Source organism: Cryobacterium sp. TMT1-2-2 (genome assembly GCF_004403505.1).
GTDB lineage: Bacteria > Actinomycetota > Actinomycetes > Actinomycetales > Microbacteriaceae > Cryobacterium > Cryobacterium flavum.
In genome coordinates this window covers 1-25,911 of sequence record NZ_SOGS01000016.1, presented here as the reverse complement: position 1 = coordinate 25,911, position 25,911 = coordinate 1, and the positions used below count along the sequence as shown (strand labels likewise).

The 25,911-nt window shown below is 62.8% G+C and carries 30 protein-coding genes; 24 read left to right on the top strand and 6 right to left on the bottom strand.

Annotated features, from left to right (window positions below):
• The first annotated feature begins 177 nt into the window (after nt 1-177).
• A complete protein-coding gene (locus E3T35_RS10045; RefSeq protein WP_134378884.1) occupies nt 178-1,386 on the top strand; it encodes a CdaR family transcriptional regulator in 1,209 nt (402 codons plus the stop codon).
• A gap of 117 nt (nt 1,387-1,503) precedes the next feature.
• Here E3T35_RS10045 and E3T35_RS10040 read toward each other — a convergent pair whose 3' ends face one another.
• The 5 genes from E3T35_RS10040 to E3T35_RS10020 all read right to left on the bottom strand — a co-directional run bounded on the left by E3T35_RS10040 (nt 1,504) and on the right by E3T35_RS10020 (nt 5,162).
• Nucleotides 1,504-2,481 carry an NAD(P)H-quinone oxidoreductase gene (locus E3T35_RS10040; protein WP_134378882.1) on the bottom strand — a complete coding sequence of 326 codons (978 nt, stop codon included), beginning with the start codon at nt 2,479-2,481 and terminating at the stop codon, nt 1,504-1,506.
• 49 nt (nt 2,482-2,530) lie between these two features.
• The gene (locus E3T35_RS10035; RefSeq protein ID WP_134345794.1) at nt 2,531-3,025 is read right to left on the bottom strand and encodes a DNA alkylation repair protein; all 495 of its coding nucleotides are present in this window, start codon (nt 3,023-3,025) and stop codon (nt 2,531-2,533) included.
• A gap of 4 nt (nt 3,026-3,029) precedes the next feature.
• Nucleotides 3,030-3,533, bottom strand: a complete 504-nt coding sequence (locus tag E3T35_RS10030; RefSeq protein ID WP_241988806.1) for a hypothetical protein — start codon at nt 3,531-3,533, stop codon at nt 3,030-3,032.
• Nucleotides 3,534-3,578: 45 nt separating this feature from the next.
• Nucleotides 3,579-4,202, bottom strand: a complete 624-nt coding sequence (locus E3T35_RS10025; protein WP_134378880.1) for a LysE family translocator — start codon at nt 4,200-4,202, stop codon at nt 3,579-3,581.
• A gap of 87 nt (nt 4,203-4,289) precedes the next feature.
• Nucleotides 4,290-5,162, bottom strand: a complete 873-nt coding sequence (locus E3T35_RS10020) for a hypothetical protein (protein WP_134378878.1) — start codon at nt 5,160-5,162, stop codon at nt 4,290-4,292.
• 1,020 nt (nt 5,163-6,182) lie between these two features.
• On the opposite strand from E3T35_RS10020, the gene E3T35_RS10015 reads away from it, so the two are divergent.
• From E3T35_RS10015 to E3T35_RS09930, 18 genes are all read left to right on the top strand, one after another.
• Complete coding sequence (locus tag E3T35_RS10015; protein ID WP_166789910.1) at nt 6,183-7,316, top strand: HNH endonuclease signature motif containing protein; 1,134 nt, start codon at nt 6,183-6,185, stop codon at nt 7,314-7,316.
• A gap of 264 nt (nt 7,317-7,580) precedes the next feature.
• Complete coding sequence (locus E3T35_RS10010) at nt 7,581-7,835, top strand: AbrB/MazE/SpoVT family DNA-binding domain-containing protein (protein ID WP_134378874.1); 255 nt, start codon at nt 7,581-7,583, stop codon at nt 7,833-7,835.
• Complete coding sequence (locus E3T35_RS10005; RefSeq protein WP_134378872.1) at nt 7,832-8,227, top strand: PIN domain-containing protein; 396 nt, start codon at nt 7,832-7,834, stop codon at nt 8,225-8,227. The genes E3T35_RS10010 and E3T35_RS10005 overlap by 4 nt, the downstream gene beginning before the upstream one ends.
• Before the next feature lie 76 nt (nt 8,228-8,303).
• Nucleotides 8,304-8,681: a hypothetical protein gene (locus E3T35_RS10000; protein ID WP_166789908.1), complete on the top strand. Its 378-nt coding sequence runs from the start codon at nt 8,304-8,306 to the stop codon at nt 8,679-8,681.
• 90 nt (nt 8,682-8,771) lie between these two features.
• Nucleotides 8,772-9,587, top strand: a complete 816-nt coding sequence (locus E3T35_RS09995) for a nuclease-related domain-containing protein (protein WP_134378870.1) — start codon at nt 8,772-8,774, stop codon at nt 9,585-9,587.
• Between the two features lie 83 nt (nt 9,588-9,670).
• Nucleotides 9,671-10,069: a (deoxy)nucleoside triphosphate pyrophosphohydrolase gene (locus tag E3T35_RS09990; protein WP_134378868.1), complete on the top strand. Its 399-nt coding sequence runs from the start codon at nt 9,671-9,673 to the stop codon at nt 10,067-10,069.
• Nucleotides 10,066-12,984, top strand: coding sequence for a DUF3427 domain-containing protein (locus tag E3T35_RS09985; RefSeq protein ID WP_166789907.1), 2,919 nt, complete (start codon nt 10,066-10,068; stop codon nt 12,982-12,984). Before E3T35_RS09990 ends, E3T35_RS09985 begins: the two co-directional genes overlap by 4 nt.
• A gap of 170 nt (nt 12,985-13,154) precedes the next feature.
• The gene (locus E3T35_RS09980; protein WP_134378866.1) at nt 13,155-13,502 is read left to right on the top strand and encodes a hypothetical protein; all 348 of its coding nucleotides are present in this window, start codon (nt 13,155-13,157) and stop codon (nt 13,500-13,502) included.
• Nucleotides 13,502-14,059: a hypothetical protein gene (locus E3T35_RS09975; RefSeq protein ID WP_134378864.1), complete on the top strand. Its 558-nt coding sequence runs from the start codon at nt 13,502-13,504 to the stop codon at nt 14,057-14,059. The genes E3T35_RS09980 and E3T35_RS09975 overlap by 1 nt, the downstream gene beginning before the upstream one ends.
• Nucleotides 14,037-16,280 (top strand): UvrD-helicase domain-containing protein, encoded by a 2,244-nt coding sequence (locus tag E3T35_RS09970; protein WP_134378862.1) that lies wholly within the window; start codon nt 14,037-14,039, stop codon nt 16,278-16,280. Before E3T35_RS09975 ends, E3T35_RS09970 begins: the two co-directional genes overlap by 23 nt.
• 157 nt (nt 16,281-16,437) lie before the next feature.
• The gene (locus E3T35_RS09965; protein ID WP_134378860.1) at nt 16,438-16,674 is read left to right on the top strand and encodes a hypothetical protein; all 237 of its coding nucleotides are present in this window, start codon (nt 16,438-16,440) and stop codon (nt 16,672-16,674) included.
• A gap of 98 nt (nt 16,675-16,772) precedes the next feature.
• Nucleotides 16,773-17,021 carry a type II toxin-antitoxin system Phd/YefM family antitoxin gene (locus E3T35_RS09960; RefSeq protein ID WP_134378858.1) on the top strand — a complete coding sequence of 83 codons (249 nt, stop codon included), beginning with the start codon at nt 16,773-16,775 and terminating at the stop codon, nt 17,019-17,021.
• Nucleotides 17,018-17,275, top strand: a complete 258-nt coding sequence (locus E3T35_RS09955) for a type II toxin-antitoxin system RelE/ParE family toxin (RefSeq protein ID WP_092338846.1) — start codon at nt 17,018-17,020, stop codon at nt 17,273-17,275. The genes E3T35_RS09960 and E3T35_RS09955 overlap by 4 nt, the downstream gene beginning before the upstream one ends.
• Before the next feature lie 321 nt (nt 17,276-17,596).
• The gene (locus tag E3T35_RS09950; protein ID WP_166789906.1) at nt 17,597-18,019 is read left to right on the top strand and encodes a hypothetical protein; all 423 of its coding nucleotides are present in this window, start codon (nt 17,597-17,599) and stop codon (nt 18,017-18,019) included.
• 171 nt (nt 18,020-18,190) lie between these two features.
• Entirely contained in the window at nt 18,191-18,562 is a 372-nt protein-coding gene (locus E3T35_RS09945) for a PH domain-containing protein (RefSeq protein ID WP_134345831.1), read from the top strand.
• A gap of 375 nt (nt 18,563-18,937) precedes the next feature.
• Nucleotides 18,938-20,023 (top strand): ThuA domain-containing protein, encoded by a 1,086-nt coding sequence (locus E3T35_RS09940; protein ID WP_166789905.1) that lies wholly within the window; start codon nt 18,938-18,940, stop codon nt 20,021-20,023.
• Between the two features lie 311 nt (nt 20,024-20,334).
• Nucleotides 20,335-20,628 carry a type II toxin-antitoxin system RelE/ParE family toxin gene (locus E3T35_RS09935; RefSeq protein ID WP_134378852.1) on the top strand — a complete coding sequence of 98 codons (294 nt, stop codon included), beginning with the start codon at nt 20,335-20,337 and terminating at the stop codon, nt 20,626-20,628.
• A gap of 12 nt (nt 20,629-20,640) precedes the next feature.
• On the top strand, nt 20,641-20,931 hold the full coding sequence (locus E3T35_RS09930) for a HigA family addiction module antitoxin (RefSeq protein WP_370449322.1): 291 nt from the start codon (nt 20,641-20,643) through the stop codon (nt 20,929-20,931).
• A 20-nt stretch (nt 20,932-20,951) separates the two neighbouring features.
• Here the strand turns inward: E3T35_RS09930 and E3T35_RS09925 are convergent, their stop codons facing one another.
• Nucleotides 20,952-21,326 (bottom strand): YccF domain-containing protein, encoded by a 375-nt coding sequence (locus tag E3T35_RS09925; protein ID WP_134378848.1) that lies wholly within the window; start codon nt 21,324-21,326, stop codon nt 20,952-20,954.
• A 392-nt stretch (nt 21,327-21,718) separates the two neighbouring features.
• Here E3T35_RS09925 and E3T35_RS09920 point away from each other — a divergent pair, with 392 nt between their 5' ends.
• The 5 genes from E3T35_RS09920 to E3T35_RS09900 all read left to right on the top strand — a co-directional run bounded on the left by E3T35_RS09920 (nt 21,719) and on the right by E3T35_RS09900 (nt 25,380).
• Nucleotides 21,719-22,237, top strand: a complete 519-nt coding sequence (locus E3T35_RS09920; RefSeq protein ID WP_134378846.1) for a hypothetical protein — start codon at nt 21,719-21,721, stop codon at nt 22,235-22,237.
• 25 nt (nt 22,238-22,262) lie between these two features.
• Entirely contained in the window at nt 22,263-22,475 is a 213-nt protein-coding gene (locus E3T35_RS09915) for a hypothetical protein (protein WP_134378844.1), read from the top strand.
• A 77-nt stretch (nt 22,476-22,552) separates the two neighbouring features.
• Nucleotides 22,553-22,993, top strand: a complete 441-nt coding sequence (locus E3T35_RS19575; protein WP_198421019.1) for a hypothetical protein — start codon at nt 22,553-22,555, stop codon at nt 22,991-22,993.
• Nucleotides 22,994-23,132: 139 nt separating this feature from the next.
• Nucleotides 23,133-23,675 carry a PadR family transcriptional regulator gene (locus E3T35_RS09905; RefSeq protein ID WP_134345846.1) on the top strand — a complete coding sequence of 181 codons (543 nt, stop codon included), beginning with the start codon at nt 23,133-23,135 and terminating at the stop codon, nt 23,673-23,675.
• A gap of 55 nt (nt 23,676-23,730) precedes the next feature.
• Nucleotides 23,731-25,380 (top strand): AarF/ABC1/UbiB kinase family protein, encoded by a 1,650-nt coding sequence (locus E3T35_RS09900; protein WP_134379237.1) that lies wholly within the window; start codon nt 23,731-23,733, stop codon nt 25,378-25,380.
• Nucleotides 25,381-25,911: the final 531 nt, after the last annotated feature.

Sequence of the window (25,911 nt, the reverse complement as noted above, 5' to 3'; positions counted from 1 at the left end):
ATGCCGCGGGCTGGCCCCCGCACGTCTCACCGCCCCGGAATTAGCACTTGTCCGGGAGTTTTATTCCCGGAGATGCGCCGCATGGCCCGAGCCTCGGGCGGGCCTGGTTCGACATCTGTAGCGCCACGCCGCGTCGATTGTCGCCTGGCGTTCACACGCTTGCGTAAGATTAAACCCATGAACGCGGCCGATATCGACCGGGCGGTGGCCTTCATCGCCGCGCGCCTTGGCCGCGCCCTCTCCCTGGAAGACCTCGACGGCGGCCTGCTCGCGTACAGCGCGCATCAGGCTACGGCCGACCGCGTGCGCACGAACTTTCTGCTGAGCAAGCTCGTTCCGCCCGATGTCAGCGTCTGGCAGCTCAGCCACGGCATCGCCAGGGCCGTCAAGCCTGTTCCGGTTCCGGCGAATGCCGAGCTCGGCATGTTGGGCCGGGTGTGCGTGCCGCTGCTTGCCCGGGGATTCCGAGTGGGGTATCTCTGGGTGCTGCAGCAGGATGACGAACTCGAACCCGATTCCATCGTGCAGGAACTGCGGATCATTCGCCCCGAGCTGGACGTACTCGCCGAGATGCTGCTCAATCGCACGAGCGCGGATTCCGATGGCCGTCGTGCCCGCGAGGCGCAATTTCTCGCCGCCTGCTTCGGCGACCGCGACGCCGTCGTGTCCGTGGGCGGCTGGCCGGGAGTGCACGGGCGCGGGCCGTGGCGACTGGCCACCCTGCTCGACCGGGGCAACAACGCCCGGCGCACTTCCGCCGAGAGCAACCTGCTGCAGCGGCTCTCTGCCCTGTATGCCACGCTCGGAATCAACACAGTGCTGTTCTCCGCAGGCACCGAAACGCACGCTGTTTTGCTCCTGCAAGACGTGATCGACTGCATCGACGAGTCCGAGATTCTGCGTCGGTTCGGGCTGGAAGTTTCGCGCCGCGGTGGGCAGCCGGCCGCGCCGGCCCTGCTCGGCCTGAGCGAGCCCTTTGCCGACCTGCGCCGGCTGCCCGGAGCCTACGCCGAGGCGCGTAGCGCCGTGCAGGCAGCGTGGGTGGACGCCCAGTTGGGGGCTCTGGTGTCGTTTCGCGCCATCGGGGTGTACCAGTTCCTGGCGGTTGAGGGGCGGGACGTGTCGCCGGGGGAGTCGACCCTCTACACCGAGCTGCGCGAACTCGACCCCAACGGGGAGCTGCTGCCGGTACTCGAGCTGATGTATGACAAGGACGGTTCGGTGGCCGAGGTCGCCGAGCAGTTGCACCTGCACCGCACGAGTATTTACAACCGGCTCGGGCGCATCCGTTCGCTCATCGGCGTCGATCCGCTGGGCGGTCAGGCTCGCCTTGAGCTGCATCTGGCCCTCAAGGCCGAACGCTGGGCCGGGCGCCCCCGGCTCTAGCGCTATGCGAGCGAGCAGGCCCGCGAACTCGGTGACTTGGCTGCACAACTTGCACTGACCGAATAACCCACGGCAGTGTGCGGCGGTCGCACCGTTTGTGACCCGTGTCGTGCTCGGTCAGGGCACCAGCACGATCTTGCCGACGTGAGCGGATGATTCCAGCCGGCTATGGGCATCCGCTGCGTTCTCGAAAGAGAACCTCCCGTCGATCACCGGGCGAAACTCGCCCGACGCTATCCACGGCCAGATCGCCGATTCGAGAGCGCGCACGATATCGATTCTCTCGGCGAGGGAGCGAGCACGCAGCGTGGTAGCCCAGTAGCGTGCACGTTTTTGCATGAGGCGGGCCGGATCGAAGGTGGCCGGTTCGTTGCTCTGGTTGGCAATCACCATGATGCGACCGTTGATCGCGACCGCCTCGATGTTGCGCGCCGCGTAGGCGCCGCCCATGATGTCGAGAATCACGTTGGCACCGCGCCCATCGGTAGCGGCCTTGATCTCGGTCACAAAGTCCTGCTCGCGATAGTTGATGAGCGTCTCGGCCCCGAGGCTGGCGCACATGGCGAGCTTCTCGGCGGAGCCGGCCGTCACGGCCACGCGGGCATCCAGGAGGCGGGCCAACTGAATGGCGGTGGTGCCGATTCCGCTGCCGCCACCGTGCACGAGCAGGGTCTCGCCGGGCGCGAGTTCGGCGCTCATGAACACGTTAGACCACACCGTGGCTAGGGCTTCGGGCAGGGCGGCGGCGTCTACGAGGTCCATCGAGAGCGGCACCAGCAGCGCCAGGCCTTCGTGCACCACCACTTCGGTGGCATACCCACCGCCGGGAAGCAGCGCGCAGACCCGGTCGCCCACGCCGAAGCGGGTCACGTCATCGCCTACCTCGGTGACCACGCCCGACACCTCGAGCCCCGGCCATTCCGGGGCGCCGGGAGGTGACGGGTAGCGGCCCTCGCGTTGCATGATGTCGGCGCGGTTGACGCCCGCTGCGGCCACCTCCACCCGAATGTCGTGGGCGCCGACCTCGAGGTCGGGCACGGTTTGCATGGTCAGGGCTTCGGGCCCGCCGGGAGAGTTCACGATGATTGCGCGCATGCCCGCAGCCTACGCGACGCCCTCACGGCGGATGCCGCCGCTCGCCCCGCTACTCGCTCGCGATCCGTGCGTGCACACCGCGTGCAGCGCGGAGCAGCCAGGGGTCGCCGTCTCGCGCCCACCGCGCCAGCGCTCCATCCGCTCTGGCGCGATTCGCGCCGGTCAGTCGCTGCACGAGCGGCAGCACCACGTCGACCGTGAGCGGATCCGCGAGCTCGGGCACAGCCGCACCGCGCAGAAACCCTTCGATGCGGGTGAGGTCGTTGTTGTCGAGCCGGGTCACGTTCGCCTGCAGCAGCACGATCGCGGCGAGGCGGCGCTCAAAGACCGGAACGCTCCACAGCTCGGAACTGAGCGCGGTCACCTCGTCGTGGGTCATGCTCTTATGTCGACGGGCCAGGTCGCGGATGGTGCCACGCACGGCGCCCACCGAGGCGCCGTAGACCTCGAGCTCGGCGCCCAGCTGCGCCTGCCACTCGGCTGCCCGCTCCCAGGTCGCTTCGTACTGCAGCGTGCGATCTACGAAGTCGCCGGCGTCGGTCATTCGTCTATTCTGCGCCGGCCGAGACCGCGCGAGCGGCCCGAATGATCACCACGATCAGGGCAAGCAGGGCAGCCGCACTCACCAGGTACAAGACCATGCCCCACGGGGTGTGATCGGCACCCGAAATTAGGAACGTGTCGGCGAGCGACATACCGGGGCCGAACGAGACGAAGAAATGTCCGGGAGCAGCAAACACCAGCAGCACGAGATAGGCCGCGATGACCGGCCACACCCGACTGGTGCGGCGCATGGTCGCGACCAGCAGGATCACCCCGGCCAGCAGCAGCCCGATGCCAGCCCAGGTGACGACTCCGTTTGCGCTGAGGCTTTCACCAGCGAGGGCCATTTCGGCACGAATCTGCCCGAGCGTTGCGCCCGGCACCGCCGCGAGCGGATTCCACACCAGAATCTGCAGCGCCCCGGCAATTGCATACAGCATAACGACTGCGAAGCCCACGATCCCCGTTAGTACGGCCGGACGCGGTGGTCGTGTTTCGGTGGTACTCATCAAGCAAGCGTACCGAGCATCCGTTCAGAAGCGGATGCCGGCATCTCAATGCACCAGCACCAGCAGCAGCGCGACGGCCACGAACAGCACGCCGAACGTGCGGTTGAGAATTAGCTGACCACGAGCGGTGTTCGTGAAGCGCTGAAACGACTTCGCCGCCACCGCGAAGAACAGCCACATCACGATCACGTCGATCAGCACCACGGTGACCGTCAGCACAAGGTACTGCGGCAGCAGCGGCTGCTCGGGCCGAATGAACTGCGGCATGAACGCGAGAAAGAACACGAGCGCCTTGGGGTTCAGCAGGTTCACCCACAGACCGCGGCGAAACATCGACCCGGCCGGTTCGCGCGTGCGCGGCGCGCCCAAGTCCCGCGTCGGATCAGGCTTCTGCACCAACAGACGGATGCCCAGAAACACCAGGTAGGCCGCCCCCGCATACCGAATCACATTGAACAGCACGGGAGAATTGGCCACGAGCACGCCCACGCCGAGCGCCACCACGGCCACGTGCACCACAAGTGCCGCCTGCTGCCCGAGGATTCCCCAGATCGAGCGACGAAACCCGCTGGTCAGCGAGTTGTTCATGGTGTTGATCGCTCCCGCGCCCGGGGTGAAGCTGATCAGCACGCCGGCGCCGACGAGGGCCAGCCAGAGGGAAAGTTGCACAAGTCAGCGTAGCGCGGGCGCCCGCACGCCGGTGGCGACAGAGACTCCGGCGGAGCCGAGGCGGGCTGCCAGCTTTGTCGGAACTCTCTAGTTACGGCCAAACAGGTTGCCGAGAGCAGAGAGGCCGGGGATCTCGAAGTTCGCCCCGAGTTCTTTCACCTGCTCGCCCAATCCGGTCGCATACTCGCCGGCGCCGTCGGCGACGCCCTGGGTGACTCCCTCAAGACCGCCGGTGAGTCCCTCGACATCGACGCCCTGGGTGATTCCCTCGAGACCGCCGGTAAGGCTCTCGACATCGACGCCCTGGGTGATTCCCTCAAGACCGCCGGCGAGGCTCTCGAAATCGACGCCGAGGCCGGCCGCCTGTTCCAGGAGGGGCCCGGCCACATTGCTGAGAACTGCGCCACCGGCGACAGCGGCGAGTAGCCCGCCGGCACCGAGCCCGAGCGCGGCGACACCCGCTCCGGCAAGTGCGCCGCCGGCTCCTCGGCCGGACGACCGGGCAAACAGCTTCTTCAGGAAGCCGGGGTTCTGGGCTTCGCCGCGGGTGGCCGACCGGGCCAGGTCCTCCGGGCTGGTCGATGCCGGATATTCGTTGGCCGGCAGCTCTGTGCGCAGCTGAGCGTTGACCTCGTCGCGTTGCACCGGCGTGAGGCGCGCGAAGGCATCGCGGTGAACCTGCTCAAGCTGCTGGGGCTGCGCGGTCTGCAGCAGGTAGTCGTAACGGGCGATGGCCGCGCGGTCTTCGGCGCTCACCGCCGGCGCCGGTTTCGCAGCTACGACGGGAGTGGCACTTCTCTGCACGTTGTTCGCCGTGGGCCTGCTGTCCCCGGTGACCTTGTCGGCTGCGGTGCGCACCATCTCGCGCCAATCCGTCTTGCCTGACCCAGCGGAGGACGGCTGTCCCTTCTTATCAAGGGCCTTGGATGCCATGCGCAGAATGCGCTGGAGGTTGCTCATTGGGGGCCTTTCGGTTTGGCTGGGTTTCCATTGTGCCCAGCCGCACCTGAGCAAAGCCTCCCAGTCGCTTCCATCCGGCGACGAGGGCATGAGTGATGTGGCATCAAGCCGCACTTTCTCACGTGCGGGTGCGGGCTGTGCCTTCGCAGTCCGAGCCCACGGCATCCGCTGTGCGAACACTCGCCGGTCCCGAAAACGCGACAGTCCGTGCGAATTCAGCTTCGCACGGATATCTCAAAATATGTGAGAATGGGTCGACTTCTGGGGTTGGGCTTGGTACACTTGTTCTATGAGCCAGAGCGGCGACACCCCCCAGCCGGGCCTCGTCGATCCATTCTTCGCTTGTCACGGCTACCCGCCTTCCACTCCCGAGGAGCGCGCCGAGTTCGAGGCGTTCTGGGCGCAGTGCCAGGCCGATTGGCGGGTCGAGATCGCCGAGGGGCTCGAAGAATTCACCCCGGACGATGCCCCCGTACCGGTCCGCCCGGAACCCGTCAACCCGAAATCGGTGAGCCCGATGGCTAACCGTCCGGTGCTGATTGACGGTCCACCGATTCCGATCGGCCTGGACCTGACCGAGGTGTTCGCTGCGGTGCCGCCCGAGCATCTGTTCGATGGGGAGCTCCGTGAGGAGATCCTCTACGCTGAGTATCTCGCGGCCAATTTCCTCCCGGATTTCCTCTCGGATGAGGGCGCCACTGACGAGCTCCGGGCTCATCCCGCTGCCGCTGACCAATCAGATTCAGCCGCCGCTGACCCGGACCAATTCGACCCGGCCGACAGCAGCCCGGGCGGCGTCTTAAGTCCGTTTCAGCGGCATCAGGCGCAGTTCGTTGACCGGGTGCTCTACCTGGAGAAGATCATCGCCTGGGCCCAGGCGAGCAAGGCTGAGGTTCTCACCGAAGCATGGGACTACACCACCAACACCGCCGAAACCGGCCGCCCCCTGTCCGGGCCGGGCCATGAGCACGACTGGGACACCACCTTCGCCGCGCAGCAAGGCCTCGTGGCGGAGATGGCGTGCGCGCTGCGCATCCCGAACGGCACCGCGTCCGGCCTCCTCCAGGAGAGCCGCCAACTGGTGGTCGAGCGGCCCGATACTCTCACCGCCCTCCGCACCGGGGACATCTCCCTCCGCCACGCCCGCCGCCTGCTCGACCAGCTCGTCTCCGTGCCGCGGCCCGCCCGCGCCGCACTGGAGGCGGTGCTGCTGCCGCACGCCAAACGCCTCACTCCCACCNACGCCTCACTCCCACCCAGTTCGAGGGCAAGGCCCGCAAACTGCGGGAACGGTTCCACCCCGACAGCATCACCGTGCGCCGCGCCAAGTGCCTCTCCGACCGCAAGGTGCTGTTCTTCCCCGATAAAGACGGCATGGCCACCCTCTGGCTGCGCGGTGCAGGTGACGACTTGCAGGGCATCTACACCCGCGTCACCGACGCCGCCATCAGCCTGCAGGGCCCGGGCGAAGAGCGCACCCTCAGCCAGCTCCGCGCCGATGTCGCCGTCGACCTGCTCCAGCAGGGCGTCACCGGCAGCGGCCTCGGCGCCGGACTCACCGCCAACGTCAACATCACCGTCCCGGTGCTCACCCTCATGGGCAAAAGCGAAGAACCCGCCGACCTTGAAGGGTACGGGCCGATCGACCCGGAGACCGCCCGCCGCCTGGCCGGCACGGCGACGAGTTTCCTGCGCATCCTCACCCACCCCCACACCGGAATCGTGATCGACGTCAGCCAAGACCCCTTCCGCGTGCCGGCCAGCTTGAAGAAGTACCTGCGACTGCGCGATGGAACCTGCCGGTTCCCCGGCTGCAACCGCTCCGCCGGGCACAGCGACCTCGACCACACCATCGACAAACAATTCGGCGGCCCCACCACCGCCACCAACCTGCACTTTCTCTCCCCGGCGCACCACAACCTGAAGCACTTCAGCGAGTGGAAAGCCGTCGCCGACCCCGACGGCACCCTGCACTGGACCAGCCCCGCCGGCAAACACTATGCCACCGACCCCGCCACACGCATCAGCCCCCACCTACAACACACCGCGCCAGCACCACCCCCGCCGACTATTCCAGCACCACCCGTGCCCAACCCATGGACCTCCGTCTGGAACACCGACAACGCCGACAACCCCGACCCGCAACCTTTCTAGGATCGATCCTGCTGGCGCTGCTGCCCGGTAATCTTGTGGTGATCGGCGTCGTGACCGTGCTCTGCTACCGTCTGCCAATTGTCGACATCGTCGTGCGGCTGACGCAGCTCGCCTGACCCAGCTGAAATTCCAGACCGGATGCTGACACAGACTTTCAATCAAATCTGGATCGCGCCGGACAAGTTTCGGAATCAGCTCAGTGAGCCGGCGTGGTTGAGCAAATGACTCTCGCCGTGCTGCCTTACGCCACCTAAAATGTAAGCCATGAAGGCCATCGTCACCCTGAGCAGCAAGGGCCAACTAACGCTTCCCGCAGCAGTGCGCAAAGCCCTACAGCTTGAACGCGGTGATCGTCTGGAAATCTCGATCGACGAAGCCAACGGCACGATCAACATAGCGCCGGTGGCGCACATCGAAGCCCTCAGTGCACGAATCTCCAGCTACGCGACGATCGTCGAGCCCGTCACAGACGTCGACGCCTACTACCAGGAACACCGTAACGACGAGAGCGCACATTGAGCGCATCCTTGGACGCAAATGTCGTTCTTCGATTGCTGCTCAACGATGTACCCGAACAGCACGCCGCCGCGGTGGCGCTGCTTCAAACGGGAGGCACCTTTGTCATGTCGGATATCGCACTCGTCGAGACAGTGTTCGTGTTGGGGCGCGCGTACGGGCTCAATCGTGAGCAGCAGCGAGAAGCAATCCAGGGTCTCGTGAATCTGCCCCAAATCGTCGCCAATGCCGCTCTGTTCGATCGAGTACTGGCTTTGTTCGTTGGGCACCCCAAACTTTCTTTTGAGGACTGCTACCTCGTGACGTCGGCAGAGCTGACATCGAATCAACCGATGTACACCTTCGACCGCAAACTAGCCAGCCAAACGGATGCTCGTCTGCTGGTGACCGACTAGCAACCCGCGCGTCAGTCTGGCGGCCCAATCACCCGGGTACCTTCGACAACCGCGGCAACCCGGGTACGGTCACCCCATGACCCGACGCATGAAAGAACCCGCCTACCTCGCTGAGCAGTTGCAGCATCGCTTTGATTCGCACATCAAGCCGATCAACGACTACGTCGACGAGATCAGCACGCCAGACCTCTGGGTTCCCTACGTCGCACCGATCCACGGTGGCATTGACGCTCGCGTACTCTCCGTGCAGGTCGTGCTGCTCCAGGGCGGCGATGCCCGCAAATCCTGGCGCCGGGTGCTGCGGCGTTCGCCGAATATCGCCAACGACCTCACCGTCATTTCGACGTATCATCCGGGAGCTCAGGCGCTCTGGCACAAAGACCTCGCCGAACGCATCCGGCGCGTAACTCATCAAGCGGATGCCTACCAGCAGCTCGCCGCAGCGCTCGCCTAGCGCAGACGGAATGGTACCGAGCTGCTTGCACTCGGACTGCCGATATGCAGGCCAGGTTCGGTAAGTTGGCACTAAACCATCGGGGGATGCATGACAACACAGCTACCGGGCATGAGCGATCAGATCGCCGCCCAATCGGTCATCGGGGAGTTACTCCGCCAGCAACTGTCGATGCCCCAGCGCACGCGTTTCGCCCGGTTCTGGGGAATCTCCCCGCTGGCCGCCGACAGCGTCGCCTGGTACCGCGGCGCCCTAGGCGAGATCGAGTTAGGCAAGATTCTCAGCCGGCTCCCGCCCGATTGGCGAGTCTTCCACGCCCTCCCCATCGGCACAGCCGGCGCCGACATCGACCATCTCGTGATCGGCCCCGGCGGAATCTTCACCATCAACACCAAGCACCATCGTGGCAAGAAGATCTGGATCGCCGAACGGGCGTTCCTGATCAGCGGCCAAAAGCAGCCCTACCTGCGAAACTCCAAATTCGAGGCCACGCGCGTCACCAAAATCCTTCACGAGCGGATGCCGCAGCTCCCGCCCGCGCAGGCCGTAATCGCGCTGGTCAGCCCCGGGTCGATCACTGTGCGGAAGAAGCCTGATGGCATTGATGTTCTGGATGCCGTCAATTTGCGCCGGTGGCTTCTGAAACGGCCGGTGGCTCTGACCAAATCCGAGCTGGTGGAGGTTGCTTCCATTGTCGACGCTCCGGCGACGTGGTCTGAACCCACCTCGCCACCGATCCCCAACCTGCTGGCGCAATTCGCTGTGATCGACAGTGCAGTAAAAACCGCGCGGGTGCGGCGCGTCACGTGGACCCTGCTCAGCTTCGCGGCGGTGGCCACGCTCGTCGTCTTCGTCGGCCTGCCCCTCTACAACAAGTTGGTCCTAGGATTCATCAGCGGTCTCTAACGCCTGGGGCGACTTTCGGCACCCAGGAATCGCGCTGGCTAAGCTGGCGTTACGGATTGACGGCTAGGCATCGGAGTACACCTGTGAAAAAGAGAATCAATGTCGTCGGCGCCGTACTCACGCGCGGCCAGACAATTCTCGCAGCGCGTCGTAGTTCGACAATGTCGCTGCCCGATATGTGGGAGTTTCCCGGGGGCAAGATTGAGGCGAACGAATCACCTGAGCAGGCTTTGCTCCGCGAACTCGACGAAGAGTTGCTTTGCTCGGCCGAGATCGGCGCGCTGGTCGAAACGACTGAGCACGAGTACGACTTTGGGGTCGTTGTCCTGACGACTTACTACTGCTCTCTCATTGGCGAAGAGCCCCGACTTACAGAGCACTCAGAAATTCGTTGGGTGCAGGCGGCAGAGCTGGACCAGCTCGATTGGGCACCTGCTGATATTCCTGCAGTCGTGCGAGTAATGAAAGACTTTCGCGAGTGAGCGCGACCACCCGTCAACTGACCTTTGATAACAACTTTGGATTTCTAAACTCGCAAGTCAAAGCCGATCAGGTCTTCAATCCGACCCTCGTCTCGAATTCCGACGGCAACACCATGCTCCGAGCGATTCGTGAGGAGCTCAAGCGCTCGCGTCGCTTCGTCTTCTCGGTTGCCTTCGTCACACCTAGCGCGATAGCCCTGCTCAAGCAGGCGATTATCGACTTTCGCGGCGTGGGCACGATCATCACCTCCACATACTTGGGGTTCAACTCGCCCGCGGCTTTTCGGGAACTTCTCAATCTCGACGGCATCAACGTTTTGGTACATCCAGATTCCTCTGCTGGCTTCCATGCCAAGGGATATGTTTTCGAGCAGGAGTCGAGCACTACGGCGATCGTAGGTAGTTCAAACCTGACGGATCGCGCGCTCCTGAACAACCACGAGTGGAATCTACGGTTTTCCGCCCTCCCTGACGGGGACATTGTTCAGCAGCTCAATCGCGCTGCGGAGGCTCATATTGATGCGTCCATTCCCCTAACCGAGAGCTGGATTAATCAGTACGAGCTGACGTGGACGGAGCCCGTAAGCGAGTCTTCCCCCAGAATGGCCCTGATTGAGCCGGATACTGGTCTACCTCTCAGCGGCGTGATTCAGCCCAACGCAATGCAGGTCGAGGCGCTTGCTGAGATTGCGGCACTGCGAGACACCGGGGAAAGGCGCGCAGTCGTCATTTCTGCAACCGGAACTGGAAAGACGATCCTTTCGGCACTCGACGTGCGCGCTTACGCACCGAAACGGATGCTGTTCATAGTGCACCGCGAGCAGATCGTGGACCGCGCAATACACGAATTCAAGCGCGTACTGGGAGCCCCGGACGGTGATTTTGGCAAGTTTGTGGGAGTAAAGAGAGAGCTCGATCGTCGCTATGTGTTCGCCTCGATTCAGTCACTTTCGAGGCCAGCGAACCTCGCGGCGATTGAACCCGATGCGTTTGACTACGTTCTGATCGACGAAGTCCACCGAGCGGGCGCCGCGACCTACAGAGGTGTGATCGACCACCTCAAGCCGGCCTTCCTGCTCGGAATGACAGCGACGCCAGAGCGAAGCGACGATTTCAACGTATTTGAACTTTTTGACTTCAATGTGCCGTACGAAATCCGATTGCAGAAGGCGCTGGAAGCAGACATGCTTGCTCCGTTTCACTACTACGGCGTGACTGACTATGTCAAAGACGGGGAGGTCATTGACCAACTCGCGGATCTTGGTCGGCTCGTCGCTTCTGAGCGCGTAGACCACCTCGTGTCAACAATTGAAAAGTATGGGCATGCCGGCGCGGCCGTACGGGGCCTGATCTTCTGCAGCAAGAATGATGAAGCCGCTAAGCTCTCGGCACTTCTCAACCAGCGCAAAGTCCATGGCCGGCAGCTGCGAACCCGCGCATTAAGTGGCTCGGACCCCGTCCCTGAACGCGAGTTGGCAGTTCAAATGCTGGAGCGTGGGGAACTGGACTACATAGCCACCGTCGACATTTTCAACGAAGGTATCGACATCCCGTCGGTCAATCAAGTAGTGATGCTCAGGCAGACACTATCGAGCATTGTATTTACCCAGCAGCTCGGGCGGGGACTACGCAAGGCAGCGGGTAAGGACCACCTGGTGGTGATTGACTTCATCGGCAATTATGACAACAACTACCTGATTCCCATCGCGCTCTTTGGAGACAGCAGCCTCAACAAGGATTCGATTCGCAAGAAGATCATTGACGCACAAGAGGCCGGTGCCATAGCCGGCCTTTCCAGCGTCAACTTTGACGTGATTGCCCGAGACCGAATTTTCGCTTCCCTTGCGACCACAAATCTTGACAGCATGACGAACCTCAAGAAATCGTTTCTCGAATTGCAGAACCGCCTGGGCCAGGCTCCCTTACTGATCGACTTCGCCCGTTTTGACCTGGTCGACCCCACCGTCATGGCAACAAAGCAAAAGAACTATTGGCGGTTTCTCAAAAAAGTCGGTGCCGTTGAGTCTCGACCTGGCGTGTACGAAGATGCGATTTTGACGTTTCTGTCTGGAGAGCTACTCAACGGCAAAAGGCCTCATGAGCTCCTTCTCCTTAAAGAACTTTTGTCGAGCGCAGGTGGCCTGGAAATCCAAGACTTCACGCACTTGCTTGAGAAGAATGATCTGGTTTCTGATCCAGCGACTCTCACTTCCGTGCTGGGCATCCTGAGCCTTGAATTCTTCACCGCAGCAGAAGCCCTGAAATACGGCGGCGAACCGATCGTCACGCTTCACGATGGCGTATACGACATCAGTGAGACGTTCGCCAATGCGTGGCATGACGATCCAATGTTCCAAGAGCAGGTGAACGACGTTGTCGAGACAGGGCTGTACCTCGCGCGCCATAGTCACAACTGGACCGGGGGCCTTGAGGTGGGTCAACGCTATTCCCGCAAGGACGTTTGCCGCCTCCTGAACTGGAAGTCGAACGAGCAAAGCACCATTTACGGCTACAAAGTCGACTTCTTCTCAAACTCTTGCCCCATCTTCGTCACGTACCACAAGGGCGCTGAAGTGTCCGAGAGTACCAAGTACGAAGACGAGTTTCTCAACCCGTCGACCTTGACCTGGTTCACCCGCAGCAGGCGCACCCTCGCGAGCGGAGAGGTGAAAGCAATTGTGGATAACACCCTTCCCCTCCACGTGTTCGCCAAGAAGGATGATGCAGAAGGCACCGACTTCTTTTACCTCGGTCAAGCGACGTCTCAGGATGCCCGTCAGACAAAAATGTCGGGAGAGGGTGGACACGATGTTGTGTCTATGACCCTGGGTCTCGAAACGCCTATTGATTCAAGCCTCTACGAATACTTTGCCGCTCAAGCTTTGGGTGCTTCAACGCTCGGCAGAGTTCGATAGACCGCCCCATCTGAGGGCCGCGGGAAAACACGATGTGTCGCTACAGTTCGGTGTGCGTGCTGACATTTAAGCCTTGGGGTGGCTGCTAGAAGTTCAAGGCGTGTCTGGCGCGCACCATAGACATCTGTCGTGCCTATGTGACTGGTCGACCCGAGGAAGAGGACTTGTCCATGAGCCTGAGTATCATCACGGCTGCGCTTACGTCCCAGCTCGCAGCAATGGCGGCGGTTCTTGTGTTGGCTGGAATTCTGCCGTTCGTGGCGTCGCTGTTCCTCGACGGAGTCGTGCAAGTGCTGCGTAGCAATGGGTTGAAGGTCTTCGGGATTGCACTTGCATTGACTCTCCTTGTGGCGGGAGCCGGCTTTTTTGTTTTGCAATACGGACTGAGCGTTCCCGGAATCCCCGCGAATTCGACGTCGGCCATGAATTCCTTGGCTCAAACCATTCTGACATTTACCTTTCCGCTTGCCTTGGTCGCGTTCGTTGTTCGCACCATCAAGAACCTGGCCACTGCTTGATGACTAATAACACAACCTCGACCTGGCAGCCCACCGCCTGGGGTAAGGCCCTTACCGGCTCGGGAGACTGGCAACTCGCGCTCCACGACGACATAGTGACGGTGACAATGGGCGGTGCCATCGCGACGGCCGTCGCGGACATCGCGACCGTGGGCGTCACCCGCGGCATGTTCTGGAGCCTGATCGAGCTGCAGGTGGGGGAGCGGGTGAACCGGCTCGGTGGCATCGGCTCGAAAGATGCTGCTGTCTTCGAGCAGGCTTTCGCCGCGTCGCGACAGTCTTTGCAACTGCGCCAGCTCATTGCGGAGTTCGACGCGGTGGCCCACCAGGCGACGCTCTGGCTAGACAGCTTCACTGCCGCGCTCACCGAACACCTGCGCACCAAGGGCTGGATCACCAGGGAATTCAGCACCGAGTGGGCGGCCCGCAAGGCTGCCGTCGGCTTCAGCCACCTGCTCGACGAGAAGTCCTTGCGCCCGCACATTGCAGCCCGGCCCACCGATCGCCAACACGATTGCTCACTGGTCGGAAGACGTGCAAGCCGTCATCGCGCGTGAAAATCAGAACCACCTCGAGCAGGAGACGGACGAGTGCCGGGAGTTCTTCGACAACGTGGAATCGTCGCCGCTTACCCCCGAGCAGACGCGCGCCGTGATCTGCTTCGACAACCGCATGCTCGTCGTCGCCTCTGCTGGCTCCGGTAAGACCTCCACGATGGTCGCCAAAGCCGGCTACGCGCTGCATCGCAAGCTCATTCCGGCCGACAAAATACTCATGCTCGCCTTCAACTCGGCTGCAGCCAAACAGCTGCAGCAGCGCACTCGCGACCGGCTCACCCCGCTAGGGCTTGACGCAGACAAGGTCGTTGCCCGCACGTTTCACGCCTTCGGCCTCGACATCATCGGTCAGGCCACCGGTAAGAAGCCGTCGCTGGCGCCGTGGCTTGAGGGTGGCAAGGACATTGAGCAACTCGGTCGGATCGTTGACCGGCTTCGGGCTACTGATGTCATGTTCCGCTCGGAGTGGGACTTCTTTCGCGCGGTGCTAGCACGTGACTACCCTGACGATAACGGGGAGAGGGTGGACGCGAGCGAGGGGTTTCAGACATCGCGCGGCGAAACCGTCAAGAGCGCTGGCGAGCGGATGATCGCTGACTGGCTGTTCTTCAACGGCGTCGACTACATCTACGAGAAGCGCTATGAAGTTGAGACCGCTGACCCCACGCACGGGCAGTACCACCCTGATTTCTTCTACCCGGCGATCAACGTTTACCACGAGCATTGGGCGATTGATGCGGATGGCTCGTCGCCCTTCGAAGGCTATCTCGAGGGCGTTGCATGGAAGCGCAAAATCCACCGCAAAAACGGCACCACTCTCCTCGAGACCACGACGTCGGAGCTGTGGGGTGGACGAGACCTTACCCGCCTGGGCGGCGAGCTCACCGAACGGGGTATCTCCCTGCAGCCTGACGCCGATCGGCTCGCCGTCGGCCAGAAGCCGGTCGAGAACGCACTGCTATTGGGCACCTTTCGCACCTTCCTCATCCACGCCAAAAGCAATTGCCTCACCGAAGAGCAGCTGAGCGAGAACCTCGCAGCGCTCGCCCACGGTCCCGTGCGCTACCGCGACGCGTCGTTCTTGAGACTGTTTACGGCCATCCGTCGGGAATGGAATGAGCAGCTGACGGCTGACGACTGCATCGACTTCGAGGACATGCTGACGCTGTCGGCGCAGCACCTTGAAGATGGCGACTGGCTAAGCCCGTATGACCTCGTAATGGTCGACGAGTTTCAAGACGCAAGCTTTGCCCGCGCCCGACTGGCTCGTGCGCTCGTGAATGCACCTGGGCGCTATCTGTTCGCCGTCGGCGACGACTGGCAGAGCATCAATCGCTTCGCTGGCGCTGATGTCTCGGTCATGACCGGCTTCGAGAACTGGTTCGGCTCGAGTGAGACCATGCGTCTCGAGCGCACCTTTCGTTTTCCACAATCAATAGCGGATGTCTCGAGCGCCTTCGTCATGCAGAACCCTGGGCAGATCGCGAAGAGCGTCGTTTCGTCGACCGCCGAGTATGCCCCAACGGTGGACATAATGACGGTCGACACGGAGACTGCCGTGGCAGCAGCCGTACGTCATCGATTGACGACTTTGCATTCCCGCGTGGCGAGTGGCGAGGTCCCCAGCGTCCAGGGGCGCAAGCTGTCGGTGCTCGTACTCGGCCGGTATCGCCACCAGAGCAGTTACTTGGAGGGCTGCAAGCCCCTCGCGGACCTGCTGGACATCTCGTTCATGACGATCCACGCGTCGAAAGGAGGAGAGGCCGACTACATCGTGATACCCGGCATGGTGTCGGGAAAATGGGGATTTCCGAGCACCATTCCGAACGACCCGGTGTTGCGGCTCGCTATGCCGGCTGCCGAGGAATTTCCGAAGGCTGAGGAACGCCGCCTGTTCTACGTGGCGCTGACCCGCGCCCGCCGCAGCGTGCTTTTAGTCACCATCAATAAACGCGAATCGCGCTTCGTAATGGAACTCATCCGTGATCAGGCCGTGTTGCGCACGAATGCGATCGGCGAGGTGCTGCACTCGGTCGTCTGCCCGCGCTGCGGCCGCGGGTTCATGGTCGAGCGCACCAGCAAACGCGGCCCGTTCCTCGGCTGCGCCCGCTTTCCGCGCTGCAAGGCGACACTGGCGCTCGACGGCAGCCCGTCGTTGCCCGTGGCCAAGCCGGCAAGCGGATACCGCAAACCGTTCACGCCGCACCGTCGCAACCGCTGACCCCGTTTAACCAGCGACATTGTCGTTCGCGAACGGTTATGACCCACTGCTTGAGGCGGCCGCCTGCCCTCTGGTGGGCGCGGCCGCAAGGAACCGTTCTCGATGGTCGTAGTTCGTTGGCTCCCTGTTTCTCGGGCCGCTCGCCACGTTCCTCATCGTGGTGTGGGAGCCTGCGACCGAACCGTCACTGGAGCCGCTGCATCCGCTCAGAAAACTGGACGACCGCTACCTCACGCTCGCCTTTCTGGTCTTCGTGCTCACGGCGGTTCTGCTGTTTCTCGCCTTGCGGGGCAACGATTGGTACATGTGGACCGCCAGCGGTGTCGGTGCCGCAGCCCTCGTGGCACTTCTCCTGCTCTTTCAACGCGCCCGTGCAAAGCGGATGGCGGCGTGAGCGCACGCCGCCTGGCCCTTGCCGTGCGCCCGACTGCAGTCAGCAGTAAACCGACACTGCACATGTACATTGCGATCACGCTGATGTACATTTGAGGCATGTCGAAGTCAAGCGTCACCGACGCCAGGGCGCGCCTACCCGAGTTGATTGCCCAGGCCAGCTCAGAGGCCGTCTTCTTGGAGCGTCGCGGAAAAGTCGCTGCTGTGCTGGTGAGCCCCGAGCAGTACGCGCGCATGCAAAAAGCGCTTGAGGATGCTGAGGATGTCGCGGCGTTTGATGTGGCGATGGCCGACGAGGGCGACAACATTCCCTGGGAGCAGGTCAAAGCGGATCTAGGCTGGATGTGAGCAAATACCGGATCGAATTGCGCCCGGCAGCGGTCAAGGCCCTGCGACGCATTGATCCGCAGGACCGCGGTCGGGTACAAGGCGCCATCGCCCTGCTGGGCGAAGACCCTCGCCCGCCCGGGGCGAGAGCGCTGCAAGGACGGGACGGCTATCGGGTGCGCGTGGGCAGCTATCGGATTATCTACACCATCCGCAACGACATCCTTGTGGTGGTCGTGGTCACTGTCGGCCATCGCCGGGACGTGTACGAGTAGCGCGTGGTGCTGCTCGACGGCTGCGTTATCGTGGCCCACAACGCCGCCTTCGACGTCAAAGTAGGACTACCTCGCGCTGCTCGACCGCTGTCTGCTCGACCGGCAGCTCTCCACCCACGAAGCCGAGGCGCTCTGATGCGCCAGAACCTCCCTAAATCAGCCCTGTCCGAGGGCCGCGGGTCGGCTACGTGTTGGCTAGAGTGCGGAGTGCGGATTGAAGCCCGCCCCGCGTATTCAGGACGATTGTTGGAATGCACGACCATTCAGCCGTTCGCCCTGCAACGGGATCGAACTCGTCGAGCTAGCGAGAGGACAGCCAGCATGCCGCCGACTTGGCAGCCATCCGCCTGGGGCAAGGTCCTCACCAGCTCCGGCGACTGGAAACTCGCACTCCACGGCGACAGCATCACGGTCACCCTGGGCGGCGTCGATATCGTGACCGCGGTCGAGGACGTCGAGATTGTCGCAGTCACCCGCGGCCTGTTCTGGAGCCGGATCGAGCTGCACGTGGGGGAGTGGGTGAGCCGGCTCTACGGCATCCGCTCGAAGGACGCTGCCGCGTTTGAACGAGCCTTCGCCGCGTCACTTAAGGTGCAGCAACTTCGGCAGCGCACCGTGGAGTCTGATGCGGCGGCCCACCGAGCTACGCCGAGGTCTCTGCCGAAGAATTCCCCGCAGACAAAGTTGCGTCGGTCGTATGGCGATCTCGGCGCGCTCGATCAGCGGAATGGTGAGGTTGCTTAGGTGACGGAGCCGGTCGCCGGCTGACCCGCGTCGCGAGCGGTTGCTGGCCGCCTGCTCCCCGTGATTTCATGCCGGAGCGGGCGGCATCCGCTTCGCTGGCTGAAGTTGGGAGACCGCTAGGGTTGTGCAAACGGCTGTATTTACGTCGAAAACGAAAGTGAAAAAGTAAACATGGAAACAGCCGCGATCACTGCTTGGACGTTTGTCGCCGAAGTAGAAATCCCCGCCGATATTCACCCACTGCTGGTAGCTGGCGAACAGCCGATTGCGGCCTACAAGACATTTCGAGATAGCGCGGTCTTCACGACTAAGCGCTTGATCGTGCGCGATGCCCAGGGCATTACCGGCAAAAAAGTTGAGCTCTATTCCCTGCCGTATTCCAGCATTAATATGTGGTCATCTGAGAATGCCGGCACACTTGATTTCAATGCCGAAATCGAGTTGTGGACACGCGCCGGGCACATCAAGATCAATGTCGGCAAGAAGATTGATGTTCGCAGGCTCGACAAATTGATAGCCGAAGTCGTGCTGAACGGGAATTGATCTGACGCACAGGCATCGATTCACGCAGACTACCCGCGAGCGGTTGCTCGCGCGAGCCGCGCAGGTGTCAGTCATGGCACCAGACCCAGTCACGTTGGTCGTATGGCGATCTCGACAGGCTCGATCAGCGGAATGGTGCGGTTGCGCAGGCGGGTTACGTAGGTCCTAGGGGATATCGACGAGGCGGGTCAGTGCCCCTGGCCCGCACCGGACGGTGCCGCCGTCGCACTGGCGGTCATGTATTGATGCAATCGCGTTGACTTTCTCGCCGATGTTCCCATACGCTATCGACGAAGGTATATGTCGTTGCGCGCAACATATTACGCGGCGGCGGAAAGCAACCACGTCAGGTTGCACTCAATGAGGAGTACACCGATGAAGATGCATGTGAAACGAATGGCGACCGGGATCGCGGCGGTGGGGCTGATGCTCAGCCTCGGCGCCGTCGCCGCACCGGCAACTGCCGACGACGACGAGTACAAGGTGCTGGTGGTCGGGGAAACCCTCGGGTTTCGACACTCGCACATCGATGACACAACGCTCGCGGTGGCGAAGCTGGGCCAGGAGAACGGTTTCACCGTGGATGTGTGGGATTCGCGTCAGCCAGCCCTGACCCTGGCGTCCACTCCGTTCACCACGGCCGAGGACCTCTCGCAATACGCGACCATCATCTTCGCGTCACCGGTGGACGCTACGAACAACCTCGACCCACTGCGTCCGCGGCTCCTCGACGACGCGGAGTTGTCGGCGTTCCAGGGCTACATCCGAGGCGGTGGCGGCTTTGTCGGTCTGCACGCCGCGACGGATTCGATGCACACCGTGCCCTGGTACAGCGAGCTCACCGGGGGCGGCGCCCGCTTCCTCGGCCACCCGGCACAACAGACGGCCACAATGCATGTCGAGAGCCCGAATCATCCGTCGACGTCGATGCTGCCGGCAGCATGGGAGCTCTTCGATGAGTGGTACAACTTCACGTCCAACCCCCGCGACAGCGTGCACGTGTTGATCACCCTCGACGAGTCAACGTACAACCCGGGTAGCGGCGCGATGGGCGCCGACCACCCCCTCTCCTGGTGCCAGAACTTCGAGGGCGGACGCTCCTGGTACGAAGGCGCTGGACACGTCGACGCGAACTACTCCGACCCGATGTTCCTCGCCCACATTCTCGGCGGCATCGAATGGACGGCCGGCGTCGTCAGCGGCGGCGGCGACTGCGTCACGTTCGGTGAGGTCGAGGAGGTTCTGGCCGGGTTGGATGACGGCTCCCAGAAGTACACGAAGCTCTCCGCTCAGCTGGCGAACTACCTGGACGACGCCGAGATCGCAGCGGATGCCGGCGACCACGCCGGTGCAGCGGCGACGCTCCGCAAGGCCCAGGCCAAGGCGCACGGGCTTCAGGACGACGTGCTGGTCTCGAAGCTCGGTAACCTCGTGACGTGGCAGGAAGGCTTGGGTTCCTAAACCCACGACGCGGCGATTCGAGGGCTCGCCCATCATGCTGATCCACGCGGGCGAGCCCTCCACGAAGTATTGCCAGGCGCGGTGAGAACAGCAACCGAGACCGTGTGGCTCGCCACCTGGAATGGGCCGGCATCCTCCTGGTGGGCCTGTCGAGAAAGGGTGCCGGGTTCGCCGTCGCCTTCGACGGCAGGGTTCTCTGGCCAATATTGTCGCCTGCTCCAGTGGATTTGAGACGGGCGAGCGCCGCGTGTTTAGCCTAGTTTGTTCCGTACGCTCTTGCTATACGTATAGCGTGAGATTACGCTGAGGATGTGATCAAGTCTTTTCGACACAAGGGGCTCGCACGGTTCTACGTGTCGGGCAGTAAGTCGGGAATCCGACCGGACCACGCTGCAAAGCTACAGCGCCAACTCGCCGTGCTCGACAATGCCGTGTCGGTAGACGACATACCGCGCTCGTGGCGACCACATGTCCTTTATGGGGATGGCGAATCGGGTCACGACGTGCACGGGCACTACGCGATCTGGGTTTCAGGAAATTGGCGTCTGACCTTTGCCTTTGAGGGCGTTGACGTCGTGCTCCTCGACTATGTGGACTACCACTGAACCGGTTCGAAAATGAAAGGAATGAAGATGGCTGCAATGCACAACCCGCCTCACCCGGGGCTGCTCTTCGAAGACTATCTCGGAGACGTGAGTCTGGCGGAGGCCGCACGGCGCCTCGGAGTCACTCGTGCAACACTGTCGCGAATTCGGCATGGTCATTCCGCTGTAACCGCCGAGATGGCCGTGCGCCTGGGCCTGCTGCTAGGGACGAGCGCGGAACTCTGGCTGGGAATGCAGACTGCATACGACCTGTGGATCGAAAAGCAGAAGCCACGGCCTGAGGTTCTCCCGCTCGCAGGATAGGCGGCATCCGCTTTAAGTGGTTAGGGCGTGTCGACGATCTGCTTGCCAAGCGGCATGAGCGCGACCGGGATCAGCTTGAAGTTGGCAATGCCGAAGGGGATGCCGATGATCGTCACGCAAAGAGCTATGCCGGAGAGTAAATGTTCGAGGGCGATCCACCAGCCGGCCAGAATCACCCAGACGACATTGCCGAGCAACGAGGCGACGCCGGCGTTCGGAGTGTCGACCACGGTCTTGCCGAACGGCCAGAGCGCGTAGACGCCGATGCGCGCCGCCGCGATTCCCCACGGAATTGTCACGATGAAAATGCACATGATTACGGCAGCCAGCATATAGCCGAGGAACAGCCAGAAGCCCGAAAGCACGAGCCAGATGATGTTGAGGAGGGTCTTCATGATGGTTCTATTCTCTCAGGTCGCTCCCGCCGGGTCGCCGAGATTCTCGACCTGGGCCACTGCGTGACATCGCCCTATCGCGACTCGATTTTGGGTGCGGCCTTGCCGGCGGCGGACAGCACCGCTTGTCGTGCGGGCCCGGGATTAAAGACGATTTGACCCAATAGATGAAAGTCGGCGAGGGACGACAGCGTACGGATGTGCTCGCTACTGCATCGCGAGGGTTCGGTGCAGCTCCGGCGCGGGCAAGCATGCAACTTTCTGATTTTTGCTAAACACTGCGGGCGTGACCTTGACACTGGGCTTGTGTGCTGCCAATGTCGGTGCCACACGTGCCTGGCAGGCAGTACCGGAACAAGGACGTTCCAAACCACATCACGGAAGGCAATCCGATGAAACCATACGAGGATGTCAATTTCGGGTGGCCCAGAAAGCGGCTGTTGCGGACATCGGTCGGGGCGGTGATGACGGTTGTTCTCGTGGCGGTGCTTACCGCATGTGGAGGAGCGCGAACGGGCGCGCAATTGCTCGACGACGTGGCGAGAGCCTTGGGCCGGAGCCCGTCCGAGGTCAGCGTGCTGGTAAAGGCTCAAACGACAGCGGCGGAATCCAGCGATGACATTTTGCGGCGTTGGGCCGCGCCTTTGCGTGAGCCGGGTGCCCTGAGGGACGACGCGTTGACAGTCTCATGCCAGACGGTGATTGATCTTTCGACGTCGGATGAGCCCCTCGACGAGAAATCACTTCTGATCCTGGTCAACAATATCGCAGGGCTGGACCCGACCACAGCCAGCATGCTGGAAGTGAAAGAACTGAGTGATGCCGCCTTCAAACAACTCGGGGGAAAGAGCAATGCCCTGAGCATTCAGGTGCAATTGGATCGCTTCAAAGACGCTGTTTGCACGGGATAGGTAAGTAGGCCCCTGCATTCTGAGTGTGGTCAGGGCTCGATCCGCAGCCTTCACGCGCCACGGACACGGGCGCAGACCGAGGACAGGAGCGATCGACGAACTGCGCCTGCATATCGCGACGGCGGTGCTGGGTGCCGGCGAGCCGTTGTTGACAGGGCGGGATGACCTCAACCTGGAACAGGTCAGCGCCGTTCAGCGGGAACTGGTCGCCCACGTCACCTATCGGGTGGTGCGCTGAACTGTATTGCACGGCCAGGTCGCGTCCGCTGTTCGTATTGCATCAGCGCGCTGCCGCCATTCGTGGGAGCATGACGCATGCACAACTTCGTGAGCGACATCGTCTATCAGGCACCGCAGCAAGGTAACTGGTGGCTCAATGGCGGCGGCTGGTTCGTGCTGGCCCTGGTGAATGCGGGCCTGGCCGAGCAGAAGAACCGCTCCCGCTGGAACTGGTTCGTGGTCTCGCTGTTTCTCGGGCCCGTCGCCACGTTCTTCGTCGTGGTGTGGGAGCCGGTGACCGAGCCGCCACTCGAGGTGCGGAATCCGTTCGAGAAGGCCGACGGACGCTATCTCACCCTTGCCCTAATGATCCTGGTGCTCACGATCGGTGCGGTGCTCGTCGCCCTGGCCGGGCAGGCCTGGTACATGTGGCTGGCCAGTGCCGTCGGTGCCGCGGCCGTCGTGGTCTTTCTCCTGCTCTTTCGACGCGCACGTGCAAAGCAAATGCTGGCGCGAGCGCACGCGCGCAGAGTCTGAGACAGGGTCGCGCGTGACGGCTGGCCTGTCTGGGAGCCAGCCCTGAGCATCCGTTTTGGGTGTATCGCTCGCGGCCATCGCTAGGTATCGTTGGCCTATCGCTGTATATCGTTAGCACTTCATGCCGAGGAGGCAAATCATGGGCAATTCATTCCCCACCGGCGGGTTCAACGCTGGCAACATGGACGGCATCTGGCAGGCCATGGAACAGTTCCGCTCGCGGTTCGAGAAGCAAACCGGCACCCGCGCCGGCCGCGGTGAGGTGCGCACCGCGGTGCTCGCGCTGCTCGCCGAGCAGCCGATGCACGGCTACCAGATCATTCACGAGATCGAGGAGCGCAGCGGCGGCAGTTGGAAGCCCAGCGCCGGCTCGGTCTACCCGACCCTGCAGCTGCTGGCCGACGAAGGCCTGATCAGCGCCGAGGAGAGCAACGGTCGCAAGATCTACTCGCTCACCGACGAGGGTCGCGAGGCTGTCGCTGACGCCGATACGAGCGCACCGTGGGAAGCCACGGCGTCGACTTCTGGCCACGGCCATGCGGCCCTGCCCAAAGCAGGAATCGAACTCGCCCAGGCGGCCGCCCAGGTCGGGCGCACTGGCTCGCCGGAGCAGATCAAAGAGGCCGTCACGGTGCTCGACGACGCGCGTCGCAAGCTCTACTCGATCCTCGCCCAGGACTGACGGGGTGCCACTGGTTCGACGAGGTAGCTACGATTCGACTTCGGGCGCGGGCAACATGCGCGCCCGCTACCGCCGCATTCTGCGTTTTGCCAGCTGGTATCTGGCGATCACGTGGTGGTTCGAGTTGTTCCTGCCTCGCATCGGGCTGGTGAAAATAGCTGAACGCACACGCTCCAAGCGGATGCGACGCTTCGCCCAGGGTTTCCACGTGCTCGCGGCCGACCTCGGCGGTCTCATGATCAAGGTCGGGCAGTTCATGTCCTCGCGCCTCGACGTGCTGCCGCCCGAGATCACCAAGGAGCTCGAGGGACTGCAAGACGAGGTGGCCCCCGTGCCATTCGGAGCCATTCGCGCCGCCGCCGAGGCGGAGCTCGGTATGCCGCTCGAGCGCGCGTTCACCATGGTCGACGAGACGCCGGTGGCCGCGGCTTCCCTCGGGCAGGCGCACCGGGCGCGGCTGAACCCCATCGATGCCGCCGACACCGGTCTCGACACGGTCATCGTGAAGATTCAGCGACCGGGCATCGACGAGATCATCGATGTCGACCTGGCGGCCCTGCGCAAGGTGGGCGGCTGGCTCAGTCACGTGAAGCTGGTCTCCCGGCGGGTCGACATGCCGGCGCTGGTGGAGGAGTTCGCGCTCACCAGCCTCGAGGAGATCGACTACCTGCACGAGGCCGCGAGCTCCGTGCGCTTTGCCGAGGCCTTCACCGACGACGACCGGGTGGGTGTGCCCAGCGTGGTCTGGGAACGCACCACCCGCCGGGTGCTCACCCTCGAAGACGTCACGGCGATCAAGATCACCGATGTTGAGGCCCTCGTGGCTGCGGGCATTGACCCGGTGGAGGTGGCCCCGCTCTTCGCGGCGGTCATGTTCGACCAGCTGTTTACGAAGGGGTTTTTTCACGCCGATCCGCACCCCGGCAACATCTTCGTAACGCCTGATGCTGAGGGCGGGTGGAAGCTGACCTTCATCGACTTCGGCATGATGGGCGAAGTACCCACCAGCACCCGCAGCGGCCTGCGCAAGCTGCTGATCGCCGCCGCGTCGCGTGACGGCCGCGGCCTGGTCAATGCCATGCGCGACGTCGGCGTACTGTTGCCCTCGGCCGAGACCAGCGAGCTCGAGCGGGCGATGACGACCCTGTTCGCCCGGTTCGGCGGCATGGGATTCGCCGAGCTGCGCGAGGTCGACCCTCGGGAGTTCCGCGATTTCGCGGTGCAGTTCGGCGACGTTGTGCGCTCACTGCCGTTCCAGCTGCCCGAGAACTTTCTGCTCATCATTCGGGCGATGTCACTCACGTCCGGGGTGTCCAGCGCACTCAACCCCGCGTTCAACCTCTGGGACTCGGTCGAGCCCTACGCCGCGCAGCTGCTGCGCGACGAGAGCGGCAACCTCGTGCAGGACTTCGCGAAGCAGGCCATGGAGACCGTCGGCATTGCCGTTCGTCTGCCGAAGCGACTCGACGAGCTCATCACCCAGTTCGAGGACGGCTCCATTACTGTCGCTACGCCGAGTCTCGAGAAACGCATCACCCGGCTCGAGCGCACCGCACGGCAAACCGTGTCGGCGCTGTTGTTCGGCGCCCTGCTCATTGCCGGAGTACTACTGCGAGCGGATGACGCGGTACTGGGCACCGTACTCATAGTCGCGTCGGTCCCGCCCCTGTTGCACGCGCTGTTCGCCGGGCGTCGCGGGTTCTGAGCGGGCGGGGTCAGCTTTCGCAGCCGTCGCCGTCGCCGTCCCGGCCGAGGTGATCTCCGTAGCCCACTAATCGGGGCAGCCCGCGAGAGTGCGGTTCATCGCGTCGTGCTTCGCTGGCGTTGCCCACAATCCGCAGGTTGCCTTGCCCGAAATCTGGCGCGCCACGCAGGCGCACCGGTGTGACATCTTGCGGTGGCAACCATCCGCGCGGCATTTCTCACAACGCAGGGGGTCGCGTTTTGCTGGCGCTTCTTAGAAAAAAATTCTGAACCTGCGTCAATTTAATTATGAGATTCTCTCGCCTTTAGGGGCGATTTGGTCTATAATTGTGGGTGAAGGAGGCACCGACGCCATGACCCTCACCGCTCCGCCCGCCGCAGCCGGTTCGATGCCGCAGGGTTCTCGCGTTGAGGCGGTGGCTCAGGCCGGTGCCATTCTGGCGGCAGCGTTTGACGATGTGCGGTTCGGTCACCTCGACGATGCTGAAGCTGTTGCGGTTCTCGCGGCGTTGGAGGGGCTCGGCCGCAAGGT